Genomic DNA, 14501 nt, shown 5'->3' on the forward strand with positions numbered 1-14501 from the left:
GCGGCACCCGGAAGGCTGGGGGCGTTAGGCCCTGCCGCCCTCAGCCCGCTTGCGGACCTCCCGGCGCACCAGGGCTTGCAAGGCAGGGGCGGACGACGACGGGTCCAGGTCGAGTGCCGCCTGCAGCCTCTGCGACAGGATTTCCAGGTCCTCCGGCGGCACGTCCGACAGGCCTGCAAAGCGCTTGAAGAAACGTTTGGCGGGAAGTCCCGCCCGGCGTCGAGCATTTTTTTGCCGGGGACCGCCCGCCAAGTCCCTTGCCACCTGCAGCTTGTTTTCCATGGGTGCCGTTCATCGCGAATGCCGTGGCCAGCTGCATAAGCCGATTTCATGATACAACCGGCAAACCACGCAGGGCGTGATCTATATCACTCTGTGATGCTGGTGGTCAGTTCCAGCCCAGCAGCCTCAGCAGCGCCGCGGTTCCTGCCCCGGCGATAACCACCACCAGGAAAGGCGCCCGGAACGCCAGGGCCACCGCGGCCGCGGCCAGCGCACCCAGCCGTGCGTCGGCGGCCAGCGCCTGTCCGGAGGCCACGGCGTTGACCACGGTCAGCGAGGCGAGCAGCCCGATGGTCATGGTGCCGGCAATACGCGAGGCACGAGGGTCCGCCAGGAGCTTGGCAGGAACGAAATACCCCACGAGTTTCCACGCGTAGGCAAGGGCACACGCGATCAGCAGCCAGATCCACAGGCTCATGGGGCGGCCGCCGGGCCAGTGGTGTCGCCGCGCTCCGCGCCTGCCTGCGGTGCACTCCCGCGAGCGTGGCGGCCGGCCGGGTGCCCGTATGGCTCGATGTCCGGTTCGAGGCCTTCGTCACGCCGGCCGTGGCTTAGCCATCCCGCCAGCGCCGCCACCACAGCTGCCACCAGGATAGGGACCCCCGGCGGCACGAACGGCACGGCAATCACGGTGGCTACGGCGCACGCCACCGCGATCGCAACGGGCTCCCGGCCCTTTAGCCGCGGCCAGAGCAGTGCGAGGAACGCTGCCACGGCGGCGCCATCGAGTCCCCACCTCTTGGGATCGCCCAGGCCGCTCCCGGCCAGGGCGCCTACGAGCGTGAAGATGTTCCACAGCACATAAATGCCAATCCCGGCGGTCCAGAATCCGCGGCGCTGCTCGGCCGGATCCGTCTGTCCGGTGCTGGTGGCGGTGGACTCGTCGATGGTCAGCTGCGCACCCACGTACTTGCGCCAGCCGTTGGGCCTCAGCAGCGCGTTCAACTGCATGCCGTAGATGCCGTTGCGCATGCCCAACAAGGTGGCGGCGCTCATGGCGGCGATACCCGAGCCTCCTCCGGCAACGACACCGATGAACGCGAACTGCGAGCCGCCGCTGAACAGGAGCAGGCTCAGCGCCATGGTCTGCCACAGGTTGAGGCCGGACGTCACTGACAACGCCCCAAAGGAGATTCCATACAGGCCGGTGGCGATGCTGATGGAGATTCCCACCTTCACCGCGGGCGAGCCCGTCAGTTTCACGGCCGGCCTCCCGGCGGGCACCCTGGCGAGGCCGGCTTCCGCAGGCTCCAGGCCCACAGGATCAGTGGCGCCTGCAGCGGGAGCCGCAGCGAGTGGATCTTCCGGCGGCGGGGCGAACCCTCCGGACCGTACGCCCGCACCAGGGCGTCGACGTGCCCTGCCAGGAATGCGGTGAACATCCCGGTGAGGGCGGTGGCAGTCAGCTTCCGGGTAGGCGGGAGGAGGACGCCGACGGCGGCAGCCAGTTCCAGCAGCCCGCTCACCGCGATCCATTCGTCCCGGGAAAGGAGCGCCAGCGGGTGCTGGGGCACCTGAGGCAGACCGGGTTGCGGATCCACGCGGCAGAGGTATTCCGGAACAACGTCACGGAAGAAACCAGGGTCCCGGAAATGCTTGCCGGCACTGGCCAGCAGGAGGGCGCCCATGGCAGCGGCGGACAAGCCTTGGAGTCGACGGCCGTGCAAAGGCAGGACGCGCGAGGGCAGGCCCTGGACAGCGGGGCCGGACCGGGGAAAAGACATGGAACCACTCAACCACAGCAGGAGCGGACGCTCGAAACCCGGCTGGCCCGGCCGCGGCGGGGCGGAAAAGAGGCGACGCGGGGCCTTTCCTTCAGGCCCAGGTCAGCGTGGAACTGCCGTAGGCCGGGGGCGGAGACGGATAGTCCAGGGGCCGCCCGCCGGAAATCAGCGGCGGCCCAACGTAGCGGAGCACGCCGTAGGGGCTGTCCATGGTGCGGTACTCCGGTGCTGCCAGCTCCCCGCGGACTGCCTCGGTGTCCGGCAACGCAAAAAGTTCCTCCGCCGTCCGGGCCAGAGACAGGTGCGCAGCGGCGCCCACCCCAGACTGCCTGCGGCTGTCCAGCAGGTGGATCACCGCCGCCGCCACGCCGTATCCCGTGGCGTGGTCCAGCGCTTGGACCGGAAGGGCACCCGGGCGCCACCCGTCGTCGTCGTTCCTCCCGTACGCGCGGGCAATCCCGCAGGCGGCCTGGACAATGCTGTCGAAGCCGCGCAGGCCGCTCCAGGGCCCGGTCGTGCCCCAACTGTTGAGGGTAACCACCACCAGGCCCGGGTGTGCCGCCAGCAGTTCACGGGGGTTGAGCCCAAAACGGTCCAGGGCGGCGTGCCGGTAGCCGGTGACCACCACATCCGCGCCGGCCAGGAGCTGCCGCAGGCTGTGCTGGTTCGCCGGGAGGCCAAGATCGGCTTCCGCGCTGCGCTTGCCGAACGCCGTGTCCACGAACTGGTCCGCGATCTCGGGGAAAGCCGGCGGGTCGATCCGGAGGACATCCGCTCCGAGCGCAGCCAGCAAACGGGTGGCAACGGGCCCTGCGATAACCCGGGTCAGGTCCAGGACGCGGACGCCACCCAGGGGCCGGCCAACAGTGTGCCGACGACCCGGCGTTGTTGCCGCGAAGTCACCCAGGCCCAGGCCCGCCGTCCGCCCATCGGCAAACTCCACAGCGGCCCAGGGTCCCTGGCCGGCGGCCCGGCCCATCTCCGTCGCCAGCCATTCGCTGCGGGTCCTGACCGCCGCGGCGATACCGCCGTTGCCTTGGATGGCAGCTTCCGCCTGCAGCGACGGCATGCCGCGGAGTGCCTGATCCGCGTCATCGGCGGAGGACGCCCCCAGCGCCTGCAGCAGCCGCTGCTCATGGTGCGGGTAGTTGGCGTGCAGCCGGATCCAGCCGTCCGCGGTGCGCCGGAAGCCCGACAGCGGCGCGAAGCCCTGCAGCTGGCGCCCCTCGATCCGCAAGTGCCCGAAGGAGTCGAAGGCTGCCGCCGTCAAGGCAGCGGTGGTGCTGAACCGGCCCGCGTCACCCGTGTACCGGTTCAGCGCCTCCGCCGCTGCCCCCACCGACTGCAGGGCCAGGCCCTCCACGTCCAGCGAACCGGCCCACCACCTGCGCGGGAAGGATCCGCCGACGCCGCCCTCCGCCACGGCCGTCCTACTTCGCCTGCGGTGACGCCACGCGGAGCTGGCCCAGGACCCGGGCCGGCACATTGGTGGTGATCTCCTGGATGCCCAGTTCCTGGCACAGGTCAACATCCTCGGGAGCGTCGACCGTCCAGACCCTGAAGCGCCGGCCGGAGTCCAGCCAGCGGCGGACGGTGTCCCGGCGTTCGCGGACATAGTCGATCCCGGGACCCGCCATGCCCACCAGGCAGTCGTCCAGGATTTGTTCGCCCTCAAGTTGGGTGGCCTTCATCAGGTTGGCGATCGCTCCGCCGGTAATCGGGCCCACGCCCAGCCCGCCGCGTATCTCGTGGACCGTGAGATCGTCCACGAGCTGGCAAATGTACCGGGGCGGGACGGATTCCAGGAGGTGGCGGACTGAATCGGGGCTGAAACTCATGAAGGTCACGGCCACGTTGTCCAGCGTGGAGCTTTCCGGATCCCAGCCTTCGCTGCGGAGCACTTCCAGTACCCGGTCCTCCAGCTTGAGCTGGTAAGGGCTTGGATGCTTGAGCTCGATGGCCAGGCCCACGGGCCGCCCCGCACCGCGGAGGATGTCCAGGAGCTCCGGAAGGGTGAGGAACTGCTCGGAACGGGCGCCGTAGGCCTCGGGAATCCGCGCCCCCTTCCACGACGAAAAGTCCAGCTGCCGCAGTTCGTGCAGGGTCCGGTCCCCCACCGGCCCCGTGCCGTCCGAGGTACGGTCCAGGTTGGCGTCGTGGAGCAGTACCACGTGCTGGTCCCGGGTCAGGTGGACATCGCACTCCACCCCGTCGGCCCCGTCAGCCAAAGCCTGCAGGTAGGCGGCGCGGGTATGTTCAGCGTAGGTGCCGCTGGAGCCCCGGTGGGCGTAGACCAACGGCCGTTGCGGCACAGACTCGTCAGTTGTCATGCTCACACGGTAGCGGACCGACTTCCGCCTTCGGGGCTAGGCTTGGCACATGCAGGTGAACTCTGAGGCAACTACCGGGCACGCCGCGCAGGATGCACCAGCGGAGGCGACGCGGCAGGTGCGGCAGGGCACCTTGGCGGCAGGCGCCGTCGTCGCCCGCGATCCTGGCGCCGGTGACGCCGAAAAGGCGGCAGCGCTGCGGAAAATGAAGCTGCTGGCGCTGAGCCTGCTCATTGCCATGGCCGTGATCTTTGTCTTCGCGTTTGCCCTCCAGAAGGACTACCCGTGGCTGCAGTACGTGCGCGCAGCCGCCGAGGGGGGCATGGTGGGCGCGCTCGCCGACTGGTTTGCCGTCACTGCCCTGTTCAAATACCCCATGGGCATCAAGATTCCGCACACCGCGATCATCCCCCGCCGGAAAGACCAGATCGGCGCTTCCCTGGGCGAATTCGTGGAGACGAATTTTCTCTCCGAACAGGTGGTCCAGGACAAGCTGGCAAGCGTCAACATCGCCGGCCGTGCCGGCCAGTGGCTGGCCGCGCCGGGTGGTGCGGAGCGGGTGGCCAAGGAAGGTGCCGCCGTGATCCGCGGCGCCTTCAAGGTTTTGAATGACGACGACGTCCAAGCCGTCATCGAGGGCATGGTGCGCAAGCACCTGCTCACCCCGCCGTGGGGCCCGCCGGTGGGCAGGCTCGCCGAGCGGATCTTCCATGACGGTCACCACCACACCCTGGTGGACCTGATGGTGGACCGCGCCGCGGACTGGGTGGACGACAACCACGAGACCGTCAGCCGCCTGGTGTCCGACCGCTCCCCCACCTGGGTGCCGCAGTTCGTGGACGGGCTGGTGGGCGACAAGGTGTACGTAGAGATCCTGAAGTTCGTCCGGGCCGTCCAGGCCGACCCCAACCACCAGGTGCGGCAGTCGATCGACAAGTACCTGAACGACCTCGCGCAGGACCTTCAGCACGACCCGGCCATGATCGCCCGGGCCGAGGACATCAAGGCCCAGGTCCTGGGTGATCCCGAGGTGCGCGAACTCGCGTCCCGCACGTGGGGCACCGTCAAGAATGCGCTGCTCGGTGCCGTGGACGATCCCGACAGCGAGCTCACCATCAAGTTCAAGGCCGCTGTGCGGGATTTCGGGACCAGGCTGGTGGGCGACCCCGAACTGGCGGGGAAGGTCAACGCCTGGATCGGGGACGCCGCGGCCTACTTGGTAAAGACTTACCGCTCGGACATCGCCGGGGTCATCACGGACACGGTGGCCCGTTGGGATGCCGAGGAGACCTCGCAGAAGATCGAACTGCAGGTGGGCAAGGACCTGCAGTTCATCCGCATCAACGGCACGGTGGTGGGCTCCCTGGCGGGGCTTGCGATCTTCACCGTGGCGCAACTCATCTTTGGCTAGCGTTCGCTCCCGCAGGTCCCGGGTGCGTTTGGCGCGTACGACGGCGGGATGAGGCTCGCACGCTCACGGCACCTTGGTTGCGCCACGAGGGCGTCCGGCCCGGTTTGGCTTGAGCGGGTGCTTGGCGACAGGGCCTGGGGGCAGGACTGGTCGGCGGGCATAAATGTCAGTGCCCCGTTGGATGATGTGTTTATGGGAATCGGTGCGGATCTGGCGGTGGTGATGGAGGGTGTTTCTGCCTCTGTTGCTGCGCTGGATGCACTGATTTTGAGGGATGTTTCCCTCGCTGCCGGTATCGGTGTTGGCGCTGATGTGGATGTGTTGCAGCGGCGGTATGAGTCATGCTTGGGGCGGCTGGAGGTGGTGGCCCGGTTGGAGGCCCAGCTGGCGGCGGTGAAGGCGCGGGATGTGGCGGATGCCGTTGAGATCCAGCGTGCTCTGCTTCCGCCGGACGCCCCGGTGGAGGAGCGCACGTTCGCGGAGATGTCCGTGGTGGAGGAGATCGCCGGGATCCTCACCATCAGTTCGGGGGTTTCCGGGGCGCTGGTGGAGCAGTCCCGCCGGGTCTGCTCCCTGCCCCCTGTGGTCGAGGCCCTGTCCACGGGTGCGGTGTCCTGGCAGCACGCCCGGATCGTCGCGGACGAAACCGAAGGCCTCACCCCTGCAGGGGCGGCCGGGTTGGTGGCGCACTTCTTCGACCCCGACGCACCCAACCCCGCTCGCGCCGCGCCCGGTGACCTTGTCCCGTCCCGGTTCCGGGCGAAGGTCCGGGCCTGGCGGGAACGCCACCACCCCGAAACCCTGGAAAAACGCCACGCCAAGGGGGTGGCGGACCGGCGGATGGACTACGCCCCGGACCACGACGGGATGGCCTGGCTCTCCCTCTACCTGCCCGGGGACACCGCGTGCGCGATCTGGAACCGCAGCACCGCCACCGCCCGCGGCCTCCAAACCCCCGACGAGCCCCGCACCCTCACCCAGCTCCGCGCCGACGTCGCCGCGTCACTGCTCCTCGGCACCGGAAACGCGACAGCCCCGGGTGAAGCTTCCGCAGATGCCCGTGCTATCGGCAAGATCCCCACGCCGCGGGCGGATGTCCTGGTCACGGTCCCGGTGTTCTCGCTGCTGGGCCTCACGGAGGACCCGGCCGTGCTGGACGGGTTCGGGCCGGTCCCGGCATCCATGGCGCGAAAGCTCGTCGCCGGCGGGGCGGAATCGTTCTACCGGGTCCTGGTCGACCCCCGCGACGGGGCACCCCTGGAAATCGGCCGCACCCGCTACCGGCTCCCGGAGACCATCAAACAATGGCTCCGGCTGCGGGACACCACATGCACCTTCCCCGGCTGCACCAACCACACCCCCGACAACGACACCGACCACCTCAACCCCTGGCACCACGGCGGCACCACTGGAACCCACAACCTGGCCCAACTCTGCCCCCGACACCACCGCCTCAAACACCACAGCACCTGGAACCCCGACCCAGCCACCAAAAACAAACCACCCGGCTGGACCTCACCCACCGGCCGACACTACAAACCCGAACAACACGACCCCCAACCAACCCACTGGCCACCAGGAACCCTGCCGGCCAGAACTCATGCAATACCCATCCAATTCCACGGCGAACAGGCAGGCATGGAAGACCTCCCGCCATGGGAACCGGACGACGCCAACCTCATAGACCTCAGTGACCTGTCACCGGAAGACCCGCTCTGGGCAGAGTTCTTCGAAACGCCGTTTGCCCTGTCGGAGTGACGCCGGTCAGCTGAAGTGACACTGGGGCGACCCCGGTTCAGCGGATGCGACGCTGGGGGGACCTCGGTTCGGTCAGAGTGACGCCGGTCAGCTGAAGTGGCACTGGTGCCGATTCCGGTCAGCTGCGGTGCCGCTGGAGCAGCTAAGCCGGCATGCCCTACGGCTGCAGGCTCCTAGGCGAAGGACTCCAGCCCGACGCCGGCTGCCTCAAGCCCTGCCCTGATCCGGGCCGCCATCTCTACGGCGTCAGGAGTCCCACCGTGAATGCACAGGGAGTCCGGCCGGACCGCAATGACAGTTCCGTCCGCGGCCGCCACTTCGCCTCGCGTAGCCAGGCGAACAGCCCGTTCGACTACCGCATCGACGTCGTACAGGACGGCATCGTCCTCGGAAAGCGGCACCAGGCTGCCATCGGCGCGGTAGGCACGGTCGGCGAAGGCCTCGACGAACACCGGGTGCCCCGCTTCCTTGGCCTGCTTGAGCAGCTCCGAGCCGGGGAAGCCCAGGATGGGCAGGCCGGGATCGTAGGCGTTGACGGCCGCCACCACGGCGGAGGCTTGCTCGGCGTCATGGATCACCGCTTCATACAGGGCTCCGTGAGGCTTGACGTAGTCCACAGAGGCACCCACCGCATGCGCTACGCCGTCGAGCGCCCCCAGTTGGTACAGCACGTCACCGAAGAGCTCATCAAAACTCATGTCCAGCGCGCGGCGGCCGTAGCCGGCCAGATCGCGGTAGCCGAGTTGGGCCCCGACGGTGACATCCAGTTCGTAGGCGGCCCTGCAGCTGTCCAGCATGGTGATGGGGTCACCGGCGTGGAGGCCGCACGCCACGTTTACGCTGGTGGCCATCTGGAACATCGCCGGATCGCCTCCTGCCGTCCAGGAGCCGAATGATTGCCCTACGTCAGCGTTGAGATCCAAGTGTGTTGCCTTCCAGCGTCAGGTTGTCCGGCGCGGCAGCGGCGGTCAGCTCGCCGGGAATGGTGTCCGGCATCGGCCCAAAAGCCTCGCGGGCGTTCCTGGCCACTGCGCGGCCCATCATGAGGTTACCGGCTCCACCCACAACAGCCCCTATCCCGAAGGGCAGGGCGCGGCCAAATAACGCAGTGCCCTGCCGCTTCAGGAGGTTCTTCAGGAAGGCCGACTGGATCCGCTTACGGACGCTCCCGAATCCCGGCACCACCATCGACTTGGACAGAACGCTCCCCCAGGCATTGCCTGCGCTGTTGCCGGCTGCCTGGCCGCTGAGGGTCCCCAGCAGCGCAGTGCCCTCTTCGCCGAGCATGATGGCCATGACCATGGTGCCGGCTTTCTCCGGGTTGGTCAGCCTGATGCCGTGCAGTTCAGCCAGCGACGTTGCGTAAAGGGCCGTGGCTTCCAGGAAGCCAACGGTGGCGGCCGCGGAAAGTCCCAGCGACGCCACGGTTCCAACGCCGGGGACGACGGCGGTGGCACCCACCAGGGCGCCTCCTCCGGCGACAGCCCGGAGGTAGTCGCGTTCCGCGATGTCTGCCAACTGCGCGCCTGTTGCCCGCGGATGCTTCTTCTGGAGCCTCCGGATGTAGCCCACCACCAAAGGCCGCTGGATCTGCACGGCCTTCAGGATCATGTTGTGAACGCCGGGCTTGGGCTTGCCCTGGGCGTCAAACATCGCGTTATGGGCGGTTTCCTGTGCGATACGGAGTGCGGGGTTGCTGCGCCGGGCCATGGTCACCTTCATTCAAATCGACCTGCAGCGCGTGGCTGCCGTGTCATCCCATCCTAAGTGGATAAACACTAAGCATGCTTACACTTTTTGGGCCGGCTCTTCTGCGTCCGCGCGTTCGCCGCGGCGACCGGCGGCCTCGTCGGCCCGAAGCTCGGCCCGGAAGACCTCGAAGCGGGCCAGGTGCGCGGGACGGCGCCGGAGAATGGCCCACGCCACGCCGAGGATGACGAACCAGACGGGAGTCACCAGCAGGGCAGCGAGCGTGTCGGGCTGGGTGGTCAGGGCCCAGAGAACGAAGGCGAAGAACGCGTACACCACCCACACGGCGGGGATGCCACCGGGCATCTTGAACTTCGAGGCCGCGTGCAGGTGCGGGCGGCGACGCCGGAAAGAGATGTAGCTCGCGAGGATGATCGACCAGACAAAGACGAAGCAGACGGCCGACACGGTGGTCACCATTTCAAAGGCCATGCCAACATCCTGGCCCGCATACATGAGTACGACGCCGGACAGCAGCAGGACGCAGGACAGGAACAGCGCGTTGCTGGGCACCTTCCTCGTGGAGAGCCGGCTGAAGACACCGGGGGCGTCGCCTTCCTGGGCCAGGCCGAAGACCATGCGGGACGTGGAGTAGATGCCGGAGTTCGCAGAGGACATCGCCGAAGTGAGGACCACCAGGTTGACCACCGTGGCCGCGGCGCCGAGGCCGGCCAGGGAGAACATCCCGATGAAGGGGCTGTGGCCGGCGGCGAACTGGGTCCACGGGGTGACTGCCATGAGGATGACCAGCGCGCCGACATAGAAGAGCAGCACGCGGACGGGGATGGCGTTGATGGCCCTGGGCAGCGTGCGCTCGGGATTCTTGGCCTCGGCGGCGGTGGTGCCCACCAGTTCGATGCCCACGAAGGCGAATACTGCAATCTGGAATCCGGCCACAAAGCCCATGAACTCATTGGGGAAGAACCCGCCATGGCTCCACAGGTTGGTGAAGCTAGCCGTGCCCGCGTCGCTCTGGAAACCGGTGAAGATCATGAAAAGTCCCACGATGATCAGGGCCGCGATGGCGACGATCTTGATGAGGGCGAACCAGAACTCTGTCTCGCCGAACGCCTTGACCGTGGCGAGGTTCAGCAGCAGCAGGATGCCCACCGTGGCCAGGCCCGGGATCCAAAGCGGCAGCGCCGGCCAAAGTTCTTTTGAGTACCCGGCGATGGCGATGACGTCCGCGATTCCGGTGATCACCCAGCAGAACCAGTACGTCCACCCGGTGAAGAAGCCTGCCCACGGACCCAGGAGGTCGGCGGCGAAATCACTGAAGGACTTGTAGTTCAGGTTGCTCAGCAGCAACTCGCCCATGGCCCGCATGACGAAGAAAAGCATGAAGCCGATGATCATGTACACGAAGATCACGGAAGGTCCGGCGGCGGAAATGGTCTTGCCGGAACCCATGAACAGGCCTGTGCCGATCGCGCCACCAATGGCGATGAGCTGGATATGCCGGTTGGTGAGTTGCCGTTCCAGGTGGGGAGGCCCGCTGCGGGCCGCCGTGGCAGCACCCTGGCCGCGGGCTGGTTCGCTGTTGGACGTGGGGGGATGAATCGCCATGAGGAACTCCATCGATAAAGCGGCTTTTGGAGCCGCAAAGATTTGGTTCCTCCCCGCTCTGTTGTGGACCTGAGAGTTTCCGCAGCCAAAGCCGCTTGCACCGTCGGTGAGCCAAGGTCATGCCCGGCTGCTTTCCAGAGTTGCCTGTCCGCGGCGGTACGTGGGCCTGAGAGTTTCCTGGGGAGGGTTTGCTCCTACGGCGCCTGCTGGGTGTACCCGGCAGGACTCTCCCGCCGCAGGTCGAAGGCGTATTCAGTTGGAGGTCGGCGGCTTTTTGGGCCGCCGCCGGGCATGCACGGGACAGGCGCCGACTGGTAGGCCGCTCCGGATACGCTGAGCCAGCCACCGGCGGCGCCAATCCCGGGTTCAGTGTGGTGTCCGTCACGATCGAATGTCAAACCCCTTCCGACACAAGCGGGGAACGAAGGCGTCACGCGCCCAGTCAAGCCCCTCACCGCACCTGGCCGATTTGCCAATGACGGGTTCGTCCCGATACCTTGTGAGCCGAATCACCCACATTTGAATAAGCCTTTCGAGCTGTGACGGGAGAGTCCTCCCGGCGAATCACCGGGCAGGCGCCGTAGGAGCAAATCCTCCCCAGGAATCTCTCAGGCCCATGTACCGTCACGGCGAGGCGACTCTGGAAAGCAACCAGGCTCCGGCCTGGTTCACCGACGGTGCAAGCGGTCCCCTGCCACCAGCAGGCAACGCGGAATCTCTCAGGTCCAATACAGAGCGGGGAGGAACCCATCCCACGCTGTGCCACCCTGGCCGGCCAGACCTGGAGTTCCTCATGACGATTCAGTCGCTTCCAACATCCTTCGTGGACCGCCATATCGGTGCGCGCCGCCAGGCCGACGTCGACACCATGCTCAAGGCCGTGGGATACGACAGCGTGGACGGCCTGGTTGACGTGGCCGTCCCCGCGTCCATCCGGCAGGAAACTGCGCTCAAGCTGACCGACGCCCTCAGCGAGGTTGAAGTCCTCACGGAACTGCGGAAGCTTGCCGCGAAGAACAAGACTGCCGTCCAGATGATCGGCCAGGGTTACTACGACACCGTGACGCCGCCGGTGATCCGCCGCAACATCCTGGAATCCCCGGCCTGGTACACCGCCTACACGCCCTACCAGCCGGAAATCTCGCAGGGCCGGCTTGAGGCGCTGCTGAACTTCCAGACCATGGTGCAGGACCTGACGGCGCTCCCGATAGCCAACGCTTCCTTGCTGGATGAAGCCACCGCCGTGGCCGAGGCCGTGCTCCTGATGCGCCGCGCCAACAAGTCCGCGGCAGCCAAGGACGGCAAGACTGTCCTGGACATCGACGTACTTCCGCAGACCATCGCTATTGTCAGGGGCCGTGCGGAGGCGCTGGGCTTCGAGGTGGAGGTCGCGGACCTGTCCAAGGGCCTGCCCGAGGGCGACATCAATGGCGTCGTGCTGCAGCAGCCCGGGGTCTCCGGCCGGGTGTGGGACCAATCCGCCGTGATCACCGCTGCCAAGGACCGGGGCGCGCTGGTCACGGTGGCTGCGGACCTGCTGGCCCTGACCCTGATTACCCCTCCGGGCGAGCAGGGCGCGGACATTGCTGTCGGCTCGGCCCAGCGTTTTGGTGTGCCGTTGTTCTTTGGGGGGCCGCACGCCGCCTACATGGCCGTCCGAAAGGGCCTGGAACGTTCCCTGCCCGGCCGCCTGGTTGGGGTGTCCAAGGACGATGCCGGCGTTCCCGCTTACCGCCTGGCTTTGCAGACCCGCGAGCAGCACATCCGCCGCGAGAAGGCCACATCCAACATCTGCACCGCCCAGGCGCTGCTGGCCATCGTGTCCTCCTTCTACGCCGTTTACCACGGCCCCGACGGCCTGAAGGCGATCGCAGAGACCGTCCACCACAAGGCCAGGGTCCTGGCAACAGCACTCACGTCACTGGGCCGCGAACTGGTCACGGACTCCTTCTTCGACACCCTCACCGTCCGCGTTCCGGGCAAGGCCGCCAAGGTGATCACCGCCGCTGAAGCCCGCGGCATCAACCTGCGCTTCATCGATCCGGACACGGTGGGCGTCTCCGTTGATGAGACGACGACGGCGGCAACACTTTCCGCCGTCGCCGTCGCCTTTGGCGCCGGTCCGGTGGGTGACGCCCAGGGATTCGAACTGCCCGACACTATTTTGCGTTCCTCGGCCTACCTGCAGCACCCGGTCTTCAACACGCACCGGTCTGAAACCCAGCTGCTGCGTTACATCCGCAAGCTCTCGGACCGTGACCTGGCGCTGGACCGCACCATGATCCCGCTGGGTTCATGCACCATGAAGCTGAACGCCACGGCCGAGATGGAAGCCATTTCCTGGCCGGAGTTCGCCTCGATCCACCCGTTCGCCCCGGACTCCCAGACCGAAGGCTGGCGCGAACTCATCGCCGGCCTGGTAGCGGACCTCGCCGAGATCACCGGGTATGACCAGGTGTCCATCCAGCCCAACGCGGGCTCCCAGGGCGAGCTCGCCGGGTTGCTCGCGATCCGCGGCTACCACCAATCCCGCGGCGAGCAGCAGCGCACCGTCTGCCTGATCCCAGCCTCGGCGCACGGCACCAACGCCGCCTCCGCCGTCCTCGCGGGCATGAAGGTGGTCGTGGTTGCCACCGCCGCTGACGGGACGATCGACCACGACGACCTGACGGCCAAGATCGAGGCCAACAAGGACGTCCTCTCGGCCATCATGATCACCTACCCCTCCACCCACGGCGTGTACGACTCCGATGTCCGCGAAGTCTGTGACGCTGTGCATGCTGCCGGCGGCCAGGTCTACATCGACGGGGCCAACCTCAACGCACTTGTAGGGCTGGCCCAGCCGGGCCAGTTCGGCGGGGACGTGTCCCACCTGAACCTGCACAAGACCTTCTGCATCCCGCACGGCGGCGGGGGACCCGGCGTCGGGCCCGTTGCCGCCAAGGCGCACCTGGCACCGTTCATGCCGGGCGACGCGAACAAGGCGGCGCACGAGCCCGGGCACGGGGTGGCGATCTCGGCGTCCCGGTTCGGTTCGGCCGGCGTGCTGCCGATTTCGTGGGCGTACGTGAAGCTGATGGGCGGTGAGGGCCTGACCGAGGCCACCAAGTCCGCGCTGCTGGCGGCCAACTACGTCGCGTCCCGCCTGAACGAGTACTTCCCGGTCCTCTACACCGGTGAAGGCGGGCTGGTGGCGCACGAATGCATCCTGGACCTGCGCGAACTCACCGCGAAGACGGGAGTCACGGCCGAGGACGTGGCCAAGCGGCTGATCGACTTCGGTTTCCACGCCCCCACCCTTTCGTTCCCCGTCGCGGGCACGCTGATGGTGGAGCCCACCGAGTCCGAGGACCTGGCCGAGATCGACCGCTTCATCGAGGCCATGATCACCATTCATGGCGAGATCCAGCAGGTGGCCAACGGCGACATCACCCTGGAGGCATCCCCGGTGCGCAACGCACCCCACACTGCGGCCGCCGTCGTCAGCTCTGACTGGGACCGCGCCTACCCGCGGGAGCAGGCGGCCTTCCCCGTTGCCTCGCTCCGCCAGGACAAGTACTTCCCACCCGTCGGCCGGATCGACGGCGCCGCCGGCGACCGGAACCTGGTCTGCTCCTGCCCGCCCCTCGAAGCGTTCGAGACTTCGACAAGCTCAATCACCGGATTGGAAGACTGATTCCC

The 14501-nt window shown here is 67.3% G+C and carries 12 protein-coding genes and 3 riboswitches; of the genes, 3 read left to right on the forward strand and 9 right to left on the reverse strand.

Going from position 1 to position 14501, the window contains the following annotated elements:
• Nucleotides 1-24: 24 nt before the first annotated feature.
• The 6 genes from AC4EEO_RS16710 to AC4EEO_RS16735 all read right to left on the reverse strand — a co-directional run bounded on the left by AC4EEO_RS16710 (nucleotide 25) and on the right by AC4EEO_RS16735 (nucleotide 4336).
• A complete protein-coding gene (locus AC4EEO_RS16710; protein ID WP_018763037.1) occupies nucleotides 25-282 on the reverse strand; it encodes a hypothetical protein in 258 nt (85 codons plus the stop codon).
• Nucleotides 283-388: 106 nt separating this feature from the next.
• Entirely contained in the window at nucleotides 389-700 is a 312-nt protein-coding gene (locus AC4EEO_RS16715) for an AzlD domain-containing protein (RefSeq protein ID WP_018763036.1), read from the reverse strand.
• Complete coding sequence (locus AC4EEO_RS16720; protein WP_491339317.1) at nucleotides 697-1485, reverse strand: AzlC family ABC transporter permease; 789 nt, start codon at nucleotides 1483-1485, stop codon at nucleotides 697-699. Before AC4EEO_RS16720 ends, AC4EEO_RS16715 begins: the two co-directional genes overlap by 4 nt.
• Nucleotides 1482-2006, reverse strand: coding sequence for a DoxX family protein (locus tag AC4EEO_RS16725; protein ID WP_491339318.1), 525 nt, complete (start codon nucleotides 2004-2006; stop codon nucleotides 1482-1484). The genes AC4EEO_RS16720 and AC4EEO_RS16725 overlap by 4 nt, the downstream gene beginning before the upstream one ends.
• A 91-nt stretch (nucleotides 2007-2097) precedes the next feature.
• Nucleotides 2098-3429: a CoA transferase gene (locus AC4EEO_RS16730; RefSeq protein WP_491339319.1), complete on the reverse strand. Its 1332-nt coding sequence runs from the start codon at nucleotides 3427-3429 to the stop codon at nucleotides 2098-2100.
• A gap of 7 nt (nucleotides 3430-3436) precedes the next feature.
• Nucleotides 3437-4336 carry a glycerophosphodiester phosphodiesterase gene (locus AC4EEO_RS16735; RefSeq protein ID WP_026264945.1) on the reverse strand — a complete coding sequence of 300 codons (900 nt, stop codon included), beginning with the start codon at nucleotides 4334-4336 and terminating at the stop codon, nucleotides 3437-3439.
• 205 nt (nucleotides 4337-4541) lie between these two features.
• On the opposite strand from AC4EEO_RS16735, the gene AC4EEO_RS16740 reads away from it, so the two are divergent.
• On the forward strand, nucleotides 4542-5747 hold the full coding sequence (locus AC4EEO_RS16740; RefSeq protein ID WP_491340440.1) for a DUF445 domain-containing protein: 1206 nt from the start codon (nucleotides 4542-4544) through the stop codon (nucleotides 5745-5747).
• A gap of 192 nt (nucleotides 5748-5939) precedes the next feature.
• A complete protein-coding gene (locus tag AC4EEO_RS16745; protein ID WP_491339320.1) occupies nucleotides 5940-7505 on the forward strand; it encodes an HNH endonuclease signature motif containing protein in 1566 nt (521 codons plus the stop codon).
• Between the two features lie 173 nt (nucleotides 7506-7678).
• Here AC4EEO_RS16745 and AC4EEO_RS16750 read toward each other — a convergent pair whose 3' ends face one another.
• The 3 genes from AC4EEO_RS16750 to cycA all read right to left on the reverse strand — a co-directional run bounded on the left by AC4EEO_RS16750 (nucleotide 7679) and on the right by cycA (nucleotide 10820).
• Nucleotides 7679-8428 (reverse strand): LamB/YcsF family protein, encoded by a 750-nt coding sequence (locus tag AC4EEO_RS16750; protein WP_491339321.1) that lies wholly within the window; start codon nucleotides 8426-8428, stop codon nucleotides 7679-7681.
• Nucleotides 8412-9215, reverse strand: a complete 804-nt coding sequence (locus AC4EEO_RS16755; protein WP_491340441.1) for a hypothetical protein — start codon at nucleotides 9213-9215, stop codon at nucleotides 8412-8414. The genes AC4EEO_RS16750 and AC4EEO_RS16755 overlap by 17 nt, the downstream gene beginning before the upstream one ends.
• A gap of 78 nt (nucleotides 9216-9293) precedes the next feature.
• Nucleotides 9294-10820 (reverse strand): D-serine/D-alanine/glycine transporter, encoded by a 1527-nt coding sequence (cycA, locus tag AC4EEO_RS16760; RefSeq protein ID WP_133831185.1) that lies wholly within the window; start codon nucleotides 10818-10820, stop codon nucleotides 9294-9296.
• Between the two features lie 48 nt (nucleotides 10821-10868).
• A riboswitch (glycine riboswitch) is annotated at nucleotides 10869-10964 on the reverse strand.
• Nucleotides 10965-11063: riboswitch (glycine riboswitch) on the reverse strand.
• Nucleotides 11064-11353: 290 nt separating this feature from the next.
• Nucleotides 11354-11454, forward strand: a riboswitch (glycine riboswitch).
• Nucleotides 11455-11613: 159 nt separating this feature from the next.
• Here cycA and gcvP point away from each other — a divergent pair.
• Entirely contained in the window at nucleotides 11614-14496 is a 2883-nt protein-coding gene (gene gcvP / locus AC4EEO_RS16765; RefSeq protein ID WP_491339322.1) for an aminomethyl-transferring glycine dehydrogenase, read from the forward strand.
• Nucleotides 14497-14501: the final 5 nt, after the last annotated feature.

The sequence above is a fragment of the Pseudarthrobacter sp. MOO13 genome (assembly GCF_058267655.1).